At 69.2% G+C, this 15,750-nt stretch carries 14 protein-coding genes; 5 read left to right on the top strand and 9 right to left on the bottom strand.

The features are described from left to right. Positions 1-5 precede the first annotated feature (5 nt). The gene (locus tag ACEZHJ_RS04140) at positions 6-485 is read right to left on the bottom strand and encodes a YbhB/YbcL family Raf kinase inhibitor-like protein (RefSeq protein WP_018719085.1); all 480 of its coding nucleotides are present in this window, start codon (positions 483-485) and stop codon (positions 6-8) included. 167 nt (positions 486-652) lie between these two features. Here ACEZHJ_RS04140 and ACEZHJ_RS04135 point away from each other — a divergent pair, with 167 nt between their 5' ends. The 3 genes from ACEZHJ_RS04135 (at position 653) to ACEZHJ_RS04125 (ending at position 3,110) form a co-directional block, all read left to right on the top strand. Continuing rightward, entirely contained in the window at positions 653-1,006 is a 354-nt protein-coding gene (locus ACEZHJ_RS04135; RefSeq protein WP_163142433.1) for a CidA/LrgA family protein, read from the top strand. A 3-nt stretch (positions 1,007-1,009) separates the two neighbouring features. Continuing rightward, entirely contained in the window at positions 1,010-1,729 is a 720-nt protein-coding gene (locus ACEZHJ_RS04130; RefSeq protein ID WP_018719083.1) for an LrgB family protein, read from the top strand. Positions 1,730-1,790: 61 nt separating this feature from the next. Further along, the gene (locus ACEZHJ_RS04125; protein WP_375036259.1) at positions 1,791-3,110 is read left to right on the top strand and encodes a DUF4139 domain-containing protein; all 1,320 of its coding nucleotides are present in this window, start codon (positions 1,791-1,793) and stop codon (positions 3,108-3,110) included. 694 nt (positions 3,111-3,804) lie between these two features. Here the strand turns inward: ACEZHJ_RS04125 and djlA are convergent. The 5 genes from djlA to ACEZHJ_RS04100 form a co-directional block, all read right to left on the bottom strand. Next, positions 3,805-4,581, bottom strand: coding sequence for a co-chaperone DjlA (djlA, locus tag ACEZHJ_RS04120; protein WP_018718126.1), 777 nt, complete (start codon positions 4,579-4,581; stop codon positions 3,805-3,807). 71 nt (positions 4,582-4,652) lie between these two features. Further along, positions 4,653-8,147: an EAL domain-containing protein gene (locus ACEZHJ_RS04115; protein ID WP_375036258.1), complete on the bottom strand. Its 3,495-nt coding sequence runs from the start codon at positions 8,145-8,147 to the stop codon at positions 4,653-4,655. After that, complete coding sequence (locus ACEZHJ_RS04110) at positions 8,144-8,434, bottom strand: circadian clock KaiB family protein (protein ID WP_018718124.1); 291 nt, start codon at positions 8,432-8,434, stop codon at positions 8,144-8,146. The genes ACEZHJ_RS04115 and ACEZHJ_RS04110 overlap by 4 nt, the downstream gene beginning before the upstream one ends. Then, a complete protein-coding gene (gene kaiC / locus ACEZHJ_RS04105; protein ID WP_375036257.1) occupies positions 8,424-10,151 on the bottom strand; it encodes a circadian clock protein KaiC in 1,728 nt (575 codons plus the stop codon). The genes ACEZHJ_RS04110 and kaiC overlap by 11 nt, the downstream gene beginning before the upstream one ends. Positions 10,152-10,366: 215 nt before the next feature. Next, a complete protein-coding gene (locus ACEZHJ_RS04100) occupies positions 10,367-10,555 on the bottom strand; it encodes a 2-methylcitrate dehydratase (protein ID WP_375036256.1) in 189 nt (62 codons plus the stop codon). Positions 10,556-10,958: 403 nt separating this feature from the next. Between ACEZHJ_RS04100 and ACEZHJ_RS04095 the strand changes: the two genes are divergently transcribed. Together ACEZHJ_RS04095 and ACEZHJ_RS04090 are read left to right on the top strand one after the other, a co-directional pair. Further along, on the top strand, positions 10,959-11,771 hold the full coding sequence (locus ACEZHJ_RS04095; RefSeq protein ID WP_163139908.1) for a type IV toxin-antitoxin system AbiEi family antitoxin: 813 nt from the start codon (positions 10,959-10,961) through the stop codon (positions 11,769-11,771). Continuing rightward, positions 11,734-12,579: a nucleotidyl transferase AbiEii/AbiGii toxin family protein gene (locus tag ACEZHJ_RS04090; protein ID WP_375036255.1), complete on the top strand. Its 846-nt coding sequence runs from the start codon at positions 11,734-11,736 to the stop codon at positions 12,577-12,579. Before ACEZHJ_RS04095 ends, ACEZHJ_RS04090 begins: the two co-directional genes overlap by 38 nt. A 113-nt stretch (positions 12,580-12,692) precedes the next feature. On the opposite strand, the gene ACEZHJ_RS04085 is transcribed toward ACEZHJ_RS04090, so the two are convergent. From ACEZHJ_RS04085 to ACEZHJ_RS04075, 3 genes are all read right to left on the bottom strand, one after another. After that, positions 12,693-14,138: a bifunctional 2-methylcitrate dehydratase/aconitate hydratase gene (locus ACEZHJ_RS04085; RefSeq protein ID WP_375036254.1), complete on the bottom strand. Its 1,446-nt coding sequence runs from the start codon at positions 14,136-14,138 to the stop codon at positions 12,693-12,695. 260 nt (positions 14,139-14,398) lie between these two features. Next, complete coding sequence (locus ACEZHJ_RS04080; RefSeq protein WP_375036253.1) at positions 14,399-15,277, bottom strand: amidohydrolase family protein; 879 nt, start codon at positions 15,275-15,277, stop codon at positions 14,399-14,401. Positions 15,278-15,339: 62 nt separating this feature from the next. Then, a complete protein-coding gene (locus tag ACEZHJ_RS04075) occupies positions 15,340-15,738 on the bottom strand; it encodes a RidA family protein (RefSeq protein WP_163139916.1) in 399 nt (132 codons plus the stop codon). Positions 15,739-15,750 lie beyond the last annotated feature (12 nt).

Below are 15,750 nucleotides of genomic sequence, written 5' to 3'. Positions count from 1 at the left end.
GGCGACTACTCCGGCCGGCGGTAAAGCCCCACCAGCTCGGTGTGGGCGAGCACGAGACCGGACATCGCCCGCTCCAGCGCGCCACGGTCGAACGGCACCCCGGTCTCGCTGAGCGGGGCCGCCAGGGCATACAGCCGGAAGAAATAGCGGTGCTTCCCCACCGCCGGCAGCGGCGCCATGTAGCCGACACTGTGCCCGCCGTTGAGCCCCTCCGACGCCCCTTCCGGCAGGGCTGCGGCGGTCACGCCCTCCGGCAGGCCGCCGTCCTCGGCGGGCAGATTGTAGACCAGCCAGTGCACCTCGCGCTCCCGGGGCTGGTCCGGGTCCGGCGCGTCCGGGTCGTCGACGATCAGGGCCAGGCTCTGGGCGGCCTCCGGCACCCCCTGCCACTCGAGGGCCGGCGACAGCTCGGCCCCGTCGCCGGTATAGCGGGCGGGGATGGTGCCGTTGTGCTGGAATGCCGGGGATGTCAGCTCGAAGGCCATGCGCTCGCTCCCTGCGTTGTCGACGGTGCGTCATTGGGCGGTAACAGCGGCAAGGATAGCGGCGACGCCCCGGACGTGCGCAAGCCACTGGTGAGCCGGGGCCCGGGCCGCCTATGCTGACAGGGCCGGATCGACTCATCCCCCACCCAGCGGCATGGAGGGCCACCATGATCCCGTCCCTGTTCACCCTGCTCGCCTTCCAGCTCGTCGGCGAGATCACCGTACGCGCGCTTCGCCTGCCCCTGCCCGGCCCGGTGCTGGGCATGGTGCTGCTGGCCGTCGCGCTGAGCCTGCGCGGCGGCCCGCCAGAGCCGCTGGGCCGGATCGCGCGGGGACTGCTGGACCACCTGTCACTTCTGTTCATCCCCGCCGGGGTCGGGATCATCGCGCATCTGAGCCGCGTCGCCGATGAATGGCTCGCGATCACGGTGACCATCCTCGCCAGCACCGCGGTCACCCTGGTGGTCTCGGCAGCCACCCTGAGCTGGCTGATGCGTCGCCTGGCGCCGCAGGAGGAGTAGGCGATGGACACGCTCACGCGGATCTGGGTCTACCTCGCCGGCCAGCCGCTGCTGTGGCTGACCGTGACCGTGGGCGCCTACGGCCTGGCGCAGTGGCTGTTCCGCGCGACCCGCGAGCTGCCGCTGGCGAACCCGGTGCTGCTTGCCGTCGCCGCGCTGGTGTCCGTGCTGCTGGCCACGGACACGGACTACCAGACCTATTTCGACGGCGCGCAGTTCGTGCACTTCCTCCTCGGCCCGGCCACCGTGGCCCTGGCGATCCCGCTGTACGGCCAGGCGGAACGGCTGCGGCGGCTGTGGCTGCCCATCGGCGTGGCGCTGCTCGCCGGCTCGCTCACGGCCATCGTCTCCACCCTGGGCATCGGCTACCTGATGGGGCTAGACACCGAGACCCTGCGCTCGCTGGTGCCGAAGTCCGTGACCACCCCCATCGCCATGGGCATCGCCGAGCAGATCGGTGGGCTGCCCTCGCTCACGGCGGTGCTGGTCATCCTCACGGGCATCACCGGCGCGGTGCTCGGCATCCCCATGCTGCGGCTGGTGGGCTTCCGCGACCCGGTGGCCAAGGGCTTCGCGGTCGGGGTCGCCGCCCACGGCATCGGCACGGCGCGGGCGTTCTCCCACAGCGAGGCGGCCGGCGCCTTCTCCGGGCTGGCCATGGGGCTCAACGGCGCCGTTACCGCCATTCTGGTGCCGGTGTTACTCTGGCTGACCGGCGGGTGACCACCCGCCGTGGGGGCGGGCGAACAAGACACTGGCAACCCGGAACAGGGAGAGATCACTGATGCGATGGCAGCAGTTCCCGGCGGTCGCGGTGCTGGCGCTGGCCGGCGGCACGGCCGCGATGGCGGCGACCCCCGACACCCGTCACCTCGTGCTCTACCAGAACGCCGCGGCCTTCGTGAGCGCGAGCGTGGCCCTCCCCGCCGGCGGCGGGCCCCTGCCACTGGAGGGCCTGCCCGACGGCATGCGCTTCGAGACCCTGTCGGTGACGGACGACGACGGCGCGGTGCAGACCGTGCGCCGCCCGGCCCCGGCAGGCTCGACGCTGGCACGCTGGCGCGGCCGCGAGGTGGTGCTGCTGCACGACGGCCAGCGCCGCCGTGGCCGGCTGCTGGCGGTGGAGAACGGCACGCCGGTGGTCTCCGTCGACGGCCGGCTGGAGTGGATCGACGCCGCCTCGCCCTGGCGGGTCGCGCTGCCCACCGACACCCTGCCGCAGGCCACTGCCGCCACGGTGATGCCGGCCGACGGCGCCTCCGGAGCGCTCGCCCTCGACTACCTCACCGAGGGCCTGAACTGGCAGGCGGACTATACCCTCCGGCTCGCGCCGGCCGGGGCGCGTCTGTCCGGTTCGGCAACGCTGCAGAACACCAGCGGCGCGGACTTCGACGGGGCCACCGTCACCCTGATCGGCGGGCAGGTGAACGACCCCGGCAACGGTGGCCCCCGGCCCATGAAGCTGGAAGCACGGGCCATGAGCGCGGACTCGGCAGCGGCGCCGGCGCCGCAGGCCGCCGGGGACTGGTACCGCTACCGCCTGCCGGGCACCCACAGCCTGGGCGATGGCGAGCGGCTGCGCGTGCCGCTGCTCAACGCCGTGCCCGTCGACGTGGAACGCCGTTACCGGGTGAGCGGCCAGGCCATGCGCCAGGGCGGCGACGAGCCGCCGGTGACCGTCACCACCGAGGTCACCCCCCGGGGCCGCAACGACGTGCCCCTGCCGGCGGGCACCGTGCGCGTGATCGACGCCACCGGCGACGCCCCGCTCTACCAGGGCGGCGACCGCATCGACCACATCCCGCCGGGGGAAGCCTTCGAGCTCTCCCTGGGCACGGCCTTCGACCTGAGCGCGGAGCGCGGGCGCACGGCCTACCGACGCATCGGCGACGACACCCACGAGATCGCCTGGCGGGTGACCGTCAGCAACGCGGGGAGGGACAACCGCACGGTGGAGGTCGTCGAACACATGGCCGGCGACTGGGAGCTGCTCGAGGCGAGCCCCGCCAGCGAGGAGCAGGACGCGGACACCGCCCGCTGGCGGCTGTCCGTCCCCGCCGGGGACGAGACGACGCTCACCTACCGGGTGCGCGTCCGCCAGTAGGGCTGTCGCACACGGCCTCTGCGGCCGTGCACGACCCACGCGGGCCCGCCGGCCGCCGTCGCAGCGCACGTCAGCCGGCGATAGCGTCGGATATGCCGGGCTGCTGGCGGTGATCGTCGGCTGCCGGGCGCAGCCGACCTACGGCAGGGATCCCGGGCGGTGACAGGCCGCGCGGGTTGGCCCCGCTCCTGGCAGACCGGTAGGTCGTGCACGGCCGTGTGCCGTGTGCCGTGTGCCGTGTGCCGTGTGCCGTGTGCCGTGTGCGACATCTTCATGACCGCGCCGGAATGTCGCACGCCTGCGGCGCACGACCTACGCGAGTTCCCGTAGGTTGGCTGCTCCTGGCAGCCAACATCCCGTCCTGCGGTGCCGGCAACGTCGACTACCGTGAGCGGCCGACCTCGCAACCCCGATGCGCGCGCGTTCTGACGGCACCTGCGCAGGCGGGGCGAGGCCAGGATGGCCGCCCTGGGGCCGCCATACGCAAGCCCGTCTCCATCCGTTTCAGCGTCATCAAGGACCAGACACCCAATACCCGCAAATCGCTTGATACGCGGGACGGTATTTACCCGGGATCACAACGCCCTGGCTTACGCACCACCGTGCGCTGTAGTTCGGCCGCTCGAAGGCAACCGACAGACCCCTGGCCGGCCCCGGAACGCCGGGAACCGGCGGAATCAGGGCCGGATGGCGGTCACTTCAGTCCGCGGGCGCGGCGGATGGTATCGTACGCGGCCTGGATCTCCTGGGTGCGCTCCTTGGCGACGTCGATCATCTCCTCGGGCAGGCCCTTGGAGACGAGCTTGTCCGGGTGGTGCTCGCTCATGAGCTTGCGGTAGGCGCGCTTGACCTCGGCGTCGCTGGCATCCTCGCTCACACCGAGCTCACGATAGGCCTCGGGCAGCGGATCCCGGCCGGCCTGGCTGGCGTGGCTGCGCTGGTAGCCGCCGGCGAGGAAGGCCACCAGCCGCTCGAAGTCCGCCTCCGAGATACCGAAGTGCAGGGCGATGCGCTTGAGCACCCGGGCCTCGGCGTCGCCGAGGGCACCGTCCGCCATCGCCGCCTGGATCTGGATCTCCAGGAAGATGCGCACCAGGTTCATGCGTCCGCGACACGCCTGGCGGAACTCCGCGAGCGCGGAATCGAGATCGAACTCCGTCGACTTGCCCTGGTTGAAGTACTCGATGGCCTGGCGGCGCTGCGTCTGCGACAGCCGCATACGGTTCATTACCTGCTCGGCGGCGGCGATCTCCGCCTGGGAGACGCGACCGTCCGCCTTGCAGATGTGGCCCATGACGGTGAACGTGGTGCGGAAGAACACCGCCCGCGGGTCATTGCCGCCCGAGGCCATGCGCGCCCGCGCGAGCCCGCGGTCGAACCAGTGCCCGAGCGCCAGCCCCACCAGCGCACCGAGAATGCCGCCCGCCATGTAGCCGAAAACGGCTCCGATGATCTTGCCAATCCAGTTCATGCCTACGCCGTCAGAGCAACGCGAAAGGGCAAAAGATGCGGGGCCGGGAACGGGGCGTCAAGGGAGACACCTCAGCGCAGCCATGCCCGCGCGAATTCGTCCGCCGGCATCGGCCGGCCGTAGTAGTAGCCCTGGGCGAATTCACAGCCCAGTGACGCGAGCGCGCGGGCCTGCTCCGCCTCCTCCACGCCCTCGGCGAGGGTGGTCAGGCCGAGGTTGCGCGCCATGGCGATTATGGTCGCGACGATGGCGTGATCGCTCTCGCTGACCAGCATGTCGCGGACGAAGGACAGGTCGATCTTGAGCATGTCCACCGGGAAGCGCTTGAGATAGGCCAGCGACGAGTAGCCGGTGCCGAAATCGTCGATGCACAGCGTGAATCCCGCCTCGCGCAGGGCCGCCGTGATCTCCACGGCATGGTCCGGATCGCTGGCGATCGCGGTCTCCGTGAGCTCCAGGCGGATGGCCGACGCCGCCAGCCCGGCCCCGCGGGCATGGCGGGCGAACTGCTCGGCCACACCGGCGTGCTCGAGCTGCTGCGCGGAGACGTTGATGGACAGCTCCGGCGGCAGCGCCACCCCTCGGCTGCGCCATTGCGCGAGCTGGCCGCAGGCGGTGCGCATCACCCAGTCGCCGAGCCGGCCCATCATACGCCGCTCCTCGGCGGTGCTCACCGCACGCCCGGGATTCACCCAGCCCCAGTCCTCGTCGTACCAGCGCAGCAGCACCTCGGCACCGATGAGTTCACCGGTGTCCAGGGCGACCTGCGGCTGATAGTAGAGCTGGAGGACGTCGTTTTTAAGCGCCTGGTCCAGGCGTTCAGCCAGGGACAGGAAATCGTCGAGCTCGCGGCTCATGTGCGGCTCGTAGACGCTGTACTCGATGCTGCCGCGCTTGGCCCGGTACATGGCGATATCGGTGTGCATGAGCAGCTCGTCCGCCGTGTCCCCGTCCCGGGGCGCGAGCGCGATGCCGATGCTCACTTCCACGGGGATGCTGCGCCCGTCCACCGTCAGTGGCTGCCCAAGGGCGTCCACCAGACGCTCGGCGATACGGGTCGCAGCGGCCTCGTCGGCGTCCTCGGCGATGACCACGAACTCGTCGCCACCGAGCCGGGCCAGGGTCTCGTTGGCGCGCAGGGTGTTGCGGAAACGCTGCGCCACCTCCACGAGCACGCGATCCCCCGCGGCGTGCCCCTGGCGGTCGTTGATCTCCTTGAAGCGGTTGAGGTCGAGGAACAGCAGGGCCAGGGAGCTGCCGCCGCGGCGGAGACCGGCGAGGCTGACCGTCAGCCGGTCCATGAACAGCGCGCGGTTGGGCAGCCCGGTGATCTCGTCGTAGAACGCGAGCTGCTGGATCCGCCGCTCACTGGCCTTGCGCTGGGTGATGTCGCTGCCGATCTGCAGGACGCTGCCGCCGCTGTCCTCGCCGGCCAGCGACCAGTGCGACTCGACTACGATGTGCCGCCCACCGCGGGTATGCTGGTCCAGCTCGCCGCTCCAGTAGCCCTCCTCGCGGACGCGCCCGCGGGCGTCGCCGTAGGCGTCCGGCGGCACGCGCAGGACCTCGGCGGCGGAACGGCCGATCACCTCCGAGGCGGACCAGCCGTAGGTCTGCTCGGCACCCCGGTTCCAGTAGCGGATGCGGTCCCGGGCGTCCGTCAGGAGGATGGCATCGCGGGTATGCTCCAGCAGCATCGCCTGCTCGCGGATGCGGCTGTCCGCCTCGAGCCGCTCCAGCTCCGCGGCGGCACCGGCGGCGAAGATGCGCAGCGTCGAGCTGACGAACTCGGGATCCTGGACCGGGCGCCGGTAGATCACGTAGAGCACGCCCAGGTTCTCGCCCGCGGTGTTGCCCAGGCGCTCGCCGACGTAGCCCCGCGCCCCCATGTCCGCGAGCAGGGTGTCCTCGGGGAAACGCTCGGCCACACGGTCGGTCACGACGCAGTAGGACTGCTCCAGGTTGACCGCACAGGGCGTGCCGCCGAGGGCGTAACTCAGCGGCTCCGCGGGCCGGCCGTCACAGTGGCCGGCGACGCTGTACACCCGGGAGGGATCCTCGGGCAGGCAACGGGCGATGTAGCCGGCATCCGCACCAAGCACCTCGGTCATGGTGCGCACCAGCCGCTCGAAGAACTCGTGGCCCGTTCGCGCCGAGACCGCCGCGGCGATGCGAAAGACGGCGTCCTGCAGGCGGTCCTCGCGCTCGCGGGTACGCAGGGACTCGATCCCGAAGGCGAGATTGTCGGCGAGCTCGCCGAGCAGCTGGAGCTCGTCCGCCTCCAGCGGGCGTGCCGTGGTCGTCACCAGCCCCAGCACGGCCAGATTGCGCCCGCCGCTGCGCAGGGGCAGGCAGGCGACGACGTGATCCGCGCCCAGCGCGCCGGACACGGGATGCTCGCCGGCGTGCAGGGCATGAATCGCGTCCTCGTCGAGCCCGCCGTCGCCGGCGGCGTGCCAGGCGACGGGCTGAGCCCCTTCCGCGGCGGGATCATCCACGGTACCCACCCACGCCACCAGATAGCCGCCGATCTCGATGGCAAGGCGGCACACCGTGTCGAGCAGCCGCCGCTCGTCAGCAGCACGAATAACCGCACGGTTGCAGCGGCTGAGCAGGCGCAGCGCGCGGTTGGAACGCTCCCGGGCGAGCTGGGCGCGCTTGCGGTCGCTGACGTCGCGCAGAACGGCGACGAAATGCGACGGCCGGCCCTCGCGGCCCAACAGCGGGACGACCCGCAGCTCCACCCAGTAGGGCTCGCCATTGCGGGTATGGCTGAGCAGCTCCTCGCCGGCGGACTCCCCCCGCTCCAGCGCCGCACGGATACGCGCGCGCGACTCGTCCGATACCCGCGGCCCCAGCAGATCCCACGTCGCCCGTCCCAGCACCGACTCCGGCGAATAACCGGTCACCCGCTCGAAGGCGTCGTTGACGAACACGATCCGGGAGCCCCGGCCCGTCGATGGATCGGCCTCGGTGATGACCACGACGTCGTTCAGCCGGGCCACGGCGGTCTCCAGGAACTCCAGGCGCCGGCGCTCGCGATGACGCTCGGTGGTATCCCGCAGGTAGACGGTCAGCCCGTCCGGCGCCGGGTAGGCCCGAACGTCCAGCCACAGGCCAGGGGGATGGAAGCGGGCCTCGAACGACACCGCCGCCTGCAAATCGAAGGCCCGCTGGAACGCCTCGGTGAAGGTCTCGTCGTTCAGGCCCTCTATGTCCCGGATCACCCGTGCGAGCAGGTCGTCCCGGGAGCGGCCGAGGACGCGCTCGGCCTCGCCGTTGACGTAGGTGAACCGGAAGTCGCGGTCCAGGGTGAAGAAGGCGTCCGTGATGCTCTCCAGGGTCGCGGTCAGGCGCTCCGCGAGCCGGCGCTGGGCGGCCTCGCTGGCCCGCAGCCGGGACTGGGCATCGGTGAGCAGCAGCGGTGTACCGGCGGGCCCCAGGACCGCGTCCACCTCGCCGCCGGTAAGCTCCTGCAACCGCCGGTGAGTATCCTGAAGGGTCTGGACGAGCTCGAGATACCCGCCCGTCGGCGATTGCCCGCTGTCCGGATCTCCGGTACTCATGGCCCGGCACCTCTGCCGAGACCGATCCGCGCCAGCACACGGCCCGGCTCCGAAAGCGATCCGACGATCATTTCACGGGATCCGGCCCGCTCGACCACCAGCATGGGCGTGAGCAGGACGCCTTCCTCCAGCGCACGCTGGGGCGTCTCGAAGACATCGATGATCTCGACCTCGCAGGGGACGGCGAGGTAGTCACGGCGTATGGCCTCCAGATTGGCGATCGCCTCCCGGGAATTGGGGCCATCGCCGGCCACGTACAGCCGCAGTGAGAGGGCGTCAGCCGTCATCGCCGACAGTCCCGGCGTGGTCATCCCGGTCGGCGTGACGCCAGCGGCCGCGTTCCCGGCGCATGGCGTCGCGCTCCCGGTCGACCTCGGCGTCCTGCCGGGTCACGGTGCGTTGCTCCGCCTGTTTGTACTCGCGCTCGCGCTCCAGGTGACGGATACGGGCGTCGAGCTCCGCGGTCTCCGCCTCCAGGCGCAGGCGCTGGCGTTCGCGTTCGTCGGCCGCACGCTGACGCTCCAGGCGCCGGGCCTGCTCCTGCTCCCGGCGAAGGGTGCCCATCAGGACCTCGCCCCCGGCGGTGTAGACATCCGCCAGCGTGACGCCGCCGTCGTCGAGCAGGAGCTCCCGGACCTGGCCGGAATGGGCGGTCCCGCGGGACTTGACCACCGACAGGCCGCGATTGCGCTCACCGCCCTGGACACGGTAGCTGAGATGGATCCAGGTGTCCGCGAGGGTCGAGATCTGCAGCGGGGTGCTCTCCGTCTCCGGAATCTCCCGGTCCAGCAGGCTGGTGCACAGCAGTGTGACGCCCGCCCCCTTCGCCCAGTCCACCAGGCGTTCGATCACGCTGTGTGAGAATGCCGTATTGCCGGATTTGGCCAGTGCCGATACCGGATCGATGATCACGCAGCTGGCCCCGTGCGCCTCCGCGTGATTGCGGATCGCAACGAAGTGGATCTCCGCGCTGCCGGCGATCGCCCGGGCCGGCACGATGGACAGCAACCCGTCCGAGACAGGCGAGGCGAGGTCGATACCGACGGATGACAGGTTGCGCATCAGCTCGTCCGGCGGCGAGTCGATGCTCGCCCACACGGTGCGCTCGCCGTTACGGCAGGCAGCCTCGGCGAACGCGCCGTACAGGGTCGTCTTGGCCGTGCCCGGGGCGCCGGTGATGAGCACGCCGGCCTGCCGGAGATAGCCACCGCTGAGCATGCTGTCCAGCCGCGGGATACCGGTGGAGAGCCGCTCGTTGGAGACCGGGCCGTTCGCCCCCTCGGGCCGCGGCACGTAGGCCACCTCCATGCCGCTATCACCGATCACCAGCGGGACCTGATTCTCCTCGAAGCGCGAGCCACGGAACTTCACCACGCGCAGACCGCGCTGGGAGATACCCTGCACGGTGTCATGGCTGAGCTCGATGCTGCAGTCGACCATGAACTGCATGAAGCCCAGCCCGTCCATGCCCGGAACGCCGGCATACCCCGGTGCCTTGGCGGTGATGATGCAGGTGAGCCCGCGCTCGAGCAGCCAGTTGTGCAGCCGGCAGGTCTCACGGCGCGCGGCGGCCCCGTCCATGAACGCGAGCACGACATCGAGGGCGTCGAAGACGACACGCCGCGCGCCCATCTCCGCCACCTTCGCGTCCAGCGCGGCGAGCATGCCGCCCAGGTCCACGTCCCCTGCTGGTGCCATGCCGGGATCCGGCTGGGCGTCGAGAAAGAACAGGCCGTCGTCCTGGAGGCCGTCGAGGTCCCAGCCGAAGGTCGCGGCATTGGCGGCAATGCGCCGGCCGGTCTCCTCGAAGGCGACGAAGATCGCCGGCTCGCCATGCTCCCGTGCGCCGTTGACCAGCGTCTGGAGCGCAAGCACCGTCTTGCCGGCACCCGGTCCACCTTCGACAAGGGTCACGCGCCCGTATGGCAGACCGCCTCCGGTCATCTCGTCCAGCCCGGCGACACCGGTCGGTGCCTTGGCCGCGCCCGCAACGGATTCGCTCATCTCTTCACCGCGGTCCTGACACCCGTAGTGTCGACATTTAACCAGCGTGCGTGATGCTTATCCATCACCAATAGCGTGCAGATCCGTACGTTTCCACCCTAACGACAGGCGTGACGGGCCAGTCAATAAACAGCATGGACGCGACGACTTTTGGCCGGCGGAGGAGCGATGGGGCCGCCGCCGGGCCGGCGACAGCCTCCGGGAGAACACGGCGGTCACAGCGCCCAGAGGTCGACGAACTCGTGCACCGGCATCGCCTCCAGGCGCTCGCGCTCGCCGCACGCATCGAGGATGCGCCCAGCCTGTTTCGGGGCGAAGCGGGTGGCGAGCGCGCGCTCGAACTTGTCCTTCAGCACCGGGATGCCCTCGTCACGGCGGCGCCGGTGGCCGATGGGATACTCCACCGCGACCCGGTCGGAAACCCGAACTGCCGGTAGCCGGGTCCCTTCGGGATTGTGTGCGGTCAGGGGGGGAGTGGCCACGACACGAGACGGGTTGCGGGTTGCCTTTCGTTCATTAAATAGCTATGTTCACGAAACATGAACAATGCAAAAACATGAACACATGACCCGGTCACCTCACGAATACGATCTCCTGGACTCAGTTGCCCGTCGCCTCTCAACGGCCACGGCACTATCGCTCGAGCCCGTTCCGGGCACGGGGTCTTGGATCGATGGGCAACTGGTAATCTCGATGCCCGATGGACCCCGGCACTGCTATTCGGTGGCGCTGAGGCGCAACCTTCGACCCGCCTCGTTGGGCGCCATAGTCCTCCAGTTGCGTGAGCTCCCGCAGCCAGCGCTTCTGGTGGCTGACTACGTTAATCCGAATATCGCGGAGCGCCTTGCCGACGAGCGCATCGAATTCATGGATGCCGCCGGAAACGCCTACCTGAACCAACCGGGCCTGTTCGTTTGGGTCAAGGGGCAGAAGCCTGCATGGGAATATGGGCTCGCCCGGTCAGATGCGGTGTCGCCGCTGGAGAAGAGCGACGGTTTCAAGCCATCCAGCCTGTACGTCATTTTCGCGTTGCTCTGCAAACCGGGCCTGGAGTCGGCGCCCTATCGGGAAATCGCCGCCTCATCCAACGTCGCCCTGGGCTCGGTGAACTGGGCCATGCGGGAGCTTCGGGAGCGCGGTTATCTATACCAGAAGGGCCGGAATCGTCGGCAACTGATCCGCAAGTCCGACCTCAGGGACCGCTGGGTGGCGTCCTTCATCGACAAGCTCCGGCCGAAACTGAGGCTGGGACGGTTCACCATGTTGAAGCCGACCGACGAGTGGTGGCGCTCGCTAACGGCCGACGAATTCGACATCGTCTGGAGTGGGGAGATCGCGGCCTGGAAGATGACTGGTTATTTGCGTCCGGAGCGCGCCACGCTCTACGCCGATAACCTACCGCGCGGATTCCTGAATCGACATCGGCTGGCCCGCTCGGATGACGGTGAGATCCAGATATCACGTCGGTTCTGGGGATTTGTGTCAGGCACGACGGATCGTGCCATCGCCCCCCCACTGCTGGTCTATGCCGACCTGGTGGCGAGTGGCGAAAGCAGAAATCTGGAAACGGCAAAGCTGATTCATGAGCGATATCTTTCTGAGTCTGAGTCCGGGCAGTGACAGCCGGCTCCCGCCCCTGGAGGCAATGTCAGAGGCGGCAGCGGATGAAGCTCTCGAATTCATGGTCGTCGGCGCCACCGCGAGGGATCTGGTACTGCACCGCGGTTTCGGGATCCGGGCAATACGTGCCACGCAGGACGTCGATGTCGGCGTTCACGTCGCATCGTGGAACGATTACGAAAAGCTGGTCGATAACCTCCTGGGCCGGGGGTGGAAAAGGCGGCAGGAACGGCGCTACCACCGGCTCCATTACACTGAGCATCAGTGGATAGACATCGTGCCGTTTGGCGGCATTGCGCGCCCTGATGGCACCATTGCGTGGCCGCCCGACGGTAACGAAGTGATGTCCACCCTGGGGTTTTCGGAGGCCTTCAGGCACGCGCTCCTATTCGAGCTGCCAAGTGGGTACCTCTGCCCCGTAGCGTCTCTGCCCAGCCAGGCTCTACTGAAGATAGCGGCCTGGCTCGATCGCAAGGCAGCCAGCGACGCCTCTGACCTGGCATTCCTTATGGAGACGTACGCCGACGCCGACAATCTGGGGCGCCTCTATGAGGGCGAATCGCCTGTGGCGGAACAATACGACTACGAGGTTTCCCTTGCAGCCATCCACCTCCTGGGCATGGACATTCGGCGCACGGCAAGCACGCAAGCGATCGGCGGCGTCCTCGACAGCCTCAGACAAGCCCTGGAAACGCCTGACGCATCTGCCCTTATTATCGCGAGCACCGGTCATCTTGCTGATCCAGCGGATATCGACCAGGCGGTGAAACGATTCGAGGCACTTGTTCGTGGCATGTCCCACCAATAGTGGCACCGCTCACGTCTTCGGCGTGCTTGCGGTACGGGGTCTCTGGACAGGGCCGTTTCAGCGCGTGAGTAACCGGGACCGCGCCGAGATCATCCGGCACGGCCCCCAAAGTCTCACAGCGCCCAGAGGTCGACGAACTCGTGCACCGGCATCGCCTCCAGGCGCTCGCGCTCGCCGCAGGCATCAAGGATGCGCCCGGCCTGTTTCGGGGCGAAGCGGGTGGCGAGCGCGCGCCCGAACTTGTCCTTCAGCACCGGGATGCCCTCGTCACGGCGGCGCCGGTGGCCGATGGGGTACTCCACCGCGACCCGGTCGGTGGTGCTGCCGTCGGTGAAGAACACCTGCACCGCATTGCCGATGGAGCGCTTCTCCGGGTCGAGATAGTCCTTCGAGAACTGCTCGTTCTCCACCACCTTCATGCGATCGCGCAGGGCGTCGATACGGGGATCGGCGGCGACGTGATCCTCGTAGTCGTCGGCGGTGAGGCGGCCGAAGATCAGCGGCACCGCGGTCATGTACTGGATGCAGTGGTCGCGGTCCGCCGGGTTGTTCAGCGGACCGGTCTTGTCGATGATCCGCACCCCCGCCTCCTGGGTCTCGATCACCACCTTCTCGACCTCGTCGATCCGGTCGCGGACCTGCGGGTGCAGGGTCATCGCCGCCTCGGCCGCGGTCTGGGCGTGGAACTCCGCCGGGAAGGAGAGCTTGAAGAGGATGTTCTCCATCACGTAGCTGCCGTAGCCCCGGCTGAACTGCAGCTCGTTGCCCTTGAACAGCACGTCGCGGAAGCCCCAGGTCGGCGCCGACAGCGCCTTGGGATAGCCGATCTCGCCCCGGTCGACGATCAGCGCCAGGCGCAGCCCGCGGGAGGAGGCATCCCCCGCCGCCCAGCTCTTGCGCGGGCCCGCCTGCGGGGCGTGGCGGTAGGCGCGCAGGGCGGAGCCGTCGATGAAGGCGTGGGAGGCGACGTTGGTGACGTCGTCCACGTCGCCGCCGAGCAGGCCCATGGACACGCAGGCGGAGGCGATGCGCACCAGCATCACGTGGTCCAGGCCCACGCGGTTGAAGCTGTTCTCCAGCCCCAGGATGCCCTGGATCTCGTGCGCCTTGATCATCGCTGTGAGGAGGTCGCGCACCGTCATCGGCGCCCGGCCCTCGGCCACCGCGCGGCGGGAGAGGTGATCGGAGAGCGCGAGGATCGCGCCGAGATTGTCCGAGGGGTGGTTCCACTCCGCCGCCAGCCAGGTGTCGTTGAAGTCCAGCCAGCGCACCATCGCGCCGATGTTCCACGCCGCGGTCACCGGGTCGAGGCGGAAATGCGTGCCCGGGATTTTCACGCCGCCGGGCATGTCCGCGCCCTCGACCACCGGCCCCAGCAGCTTGGTGCAGGCCGGATACTGCAGCGCCAGCATCCCGCAGGCGAGGGTGTCCATCAGGTCGTAGCGGGCGGTCTCGTACGCCTCCGTGGACGTGATCTCCGTGTTGACCACGTACTCGGCGATGTCCTTGAGGGGCTGGTCGTAATCGGGACGGGCGCCCGATCCGGTGGTCGTGCTCATGGTGTTGTCCTCCGCATTAGCTGGCCCACCGTGCTCCGGAAACGGTGCCGGGAGACGGAGACACGGCCCTTCCCCGGGACCGCGCGCCTACTCCCGTTCTGGTGTCTCCCCCGGAGACTCTAAACCCCTAATGCGGCGTGTGTGCAGACCGCGCTCACGATACCCGGCGCCGGCCCGGGCCATGCCCCGCCCGATCCTGCCGGCGGGATTGCGCGCCGTCCGCCCGGGAGAGGCCTCCCGGTGCGGCGGCACGGGCCGGTTCAGGACCGGTCGAAACCGAACAGCTCGGCCGGGTTATCCACCAGGATACGCTGGCGCTCCGCCTCGTCCGGGGCGTACCGATAAAGCAGCTCCAGCAGCTCCGCGTCGTTGGGCGGCGGCGTCCGGGACAGCGGGTGCGGCCAGTCGCTGGCCCACACGACGCGGTTCGGGGCGGCGTCGATATAGGCACGGGCAATCGGCAGCACGTCGTCCCAGGGGTAGCCCTCGGCGGAGATCTTCTCGCCCAGGGAGAGCATGACCCAGAAGTTGCCTTTGCCGAGCAGCTCGATGGTCTTGCGGACGTTGGGATCGTCCATGCCCAGACGGGCATCGGCGCGTCCCAGGTGATCGATCAGCACCGGGATGTCCAGGTCCTCGTAGAGCTCGACGCTGTCAAGGATGCCGTGCTTTTCCGGCTGGATCTTCGCGTACCAGCCCAGTTCGCGCAGCCGGCCGGCGGCGTGGCGGAACTCCCGCGGCGACAGCCCCACCCCCAGCTCCTTGCGGAAGGTGAAGCGCGCACCGCGCACGCCGGCCTCGTGCAGCGTCTCGATGTACGCGTCGTCACGCTCCTTCAGCGCGATGGCGTTGGCGCAGCCGCGATAGTCGGGGCCGGCCTGCTCGAGCGCGTCCAGCACCACGCTGTGATCGGCGCCATAGGTGGTCGCCTGGACGATCACGCCGCGCTCGACCCCCAGGGCTCGGTGCATGTGCAGTGCCGCGTCGATGGTCGCCGAGGGCATCCTGAAGGGCGCGTCCGCGCGCATCGGATAGACATCCGGATCGCCGAACACGTGGAACTGCGCGTCGCACGTGTTCGCCGGCGGCGCTTCCCGGGGCGCGCGGGGATCCGGATTGAACGGGAAATACTCGGGCATGGTGGCTCCTGCCGTTAGCGGATCGAAGGGCCGCCCCGGGCATGCGGCCCGGGGTCAGCGGGTCAGGACCCGGCCCGGCGGCCGATTACCGCCATCACGTCGCACTGAATCAGAAACCTCGATTCCACCGGGTTCTGGATGGCGTGCCGGGCGGGCCGGGAGTCCGGATCGGGGAACATCTTCAGCCATTCGGCGTTGAGCACATCCCGCTGGGAACGGTCCTGCATCCAGACCGTCATTTTCAGGATGTCGTCGGTGCTGCCGCCGGCGGCTTCGACGATGTTGCGCACGTGCGTGAACATGTGTGCGCACTGCGTGGGCAGGTCCGCGCCCAGCTCCCCGGTCTCCGGGTCGGTCCCGTTGATCACGCCGGAAGCCACAAGGTCCCCGATCCGGCTCGCGGCCGGGATCGGGTTGTTGTGCTGAAAGCCGGCGCTGTCAACGCTCTTGCGTCGTGACATGCGGGGATGCCT

The organism is Arhodomonas sp. KWT2 (genome assembly GCF_041949875.1).
In the GTDB taxonomy this organism is placed as follows: Bacteria; Pseudomonadota; Gammaproteobacteria; order Nitrococcales; family Nitrococcaceae; genus Arhodomonas; species Arhodomonas aquaeolei.
The sequence above is the reverse complement of the archived record's forward strand: the minus strand, read 5'-3'. Positions and strand labels throughout refer to the sequence as shown.

Coding starts and splice junctions, on each gene's coding strand:
- ACEZHJ_RS04090 (WP_375036255.1), top strand. CDS start 11,734: ATGAGCGATATCTTTCTGAGTCTGAGTCCGGGCAGTGACAGCCGGCTC.
- ACEZHJ_RS04085 (WP_375036254.1), bottom strand. CDS start 14,138: ATGAGCACGACCACCGGATCGGGCGCCCGTCCCGATTACGACCAGCCC.
- ACEZHJ_RS04115 (WP_375036258.1), bottom strand. CDS start 8,147: ATGAGTACCGGAGATCCGGACAGCGGGCAATCGCCGACGGGCGGGTAT.
- ACEZHJ_RS04135 (WP_163142433.1), top strand. CDS start 653: ATGATCCCGTCCCTGTTCACCCTGCTCGCCTTCCAGCTCGTCGGCGAG.
- djlA (WP_018718126.1), bottom strand. CDS start 4,581: ATGAACTGGATTGGCAAGATCATCGGAGCCGTTTTCGGCTACATGGCG.
- ACEZHJ_RS04140 (WP_018719085.1), bottom strand. CDS start 485: ATGGCCTTCGAGCTGACATCCCCGGCATTCCAGCACAACGGCACCATC.
- ACEZHJ_RS04080 (WP_375036253.1), bottom strand. CDS start 15,277: ATGCCCGAGTATTTCCCGTTCAATCCGGATCCCCGCGCGCCCCGGGAA.
- kaiC (WP_375036257.1), bottom strand. CDS start 10,151: ATGAGCGAATCCGTTGCGGGCGCGGCCAAGGCACCGACCGGTGTCGCC.
- ACEZHJ_RS04130 (WP_018719083.1), top strand. CDS start 1,010: ATGGACACGCTCACGCGGATCTGGGTCTACCTCGCCGGCCAGCCGCTG.
- ACEZHJ_RS04075 (WP_163139916.1), bottom strand. CDS start 15,738: ATGTCACGACGCAAGAGCGTTGACAGCGCCGGCTTTCAGCACAACAAC.
- ACEZHJ_RS04110 (WP_018718124.1), bottom strand. CDS start 8,434: ATGACGGCTGACGCCCTCTCACTGCGGCTGTACGTGGCCGGCGATGGC.
- ACEZHJ_RS04125 (WP_375036259.1), top strand. CDS start 1,791: ATGCGATGGCAGCAGTTCCCGGCGGTCGCGGTGCTGGCGCTGGCCGGC.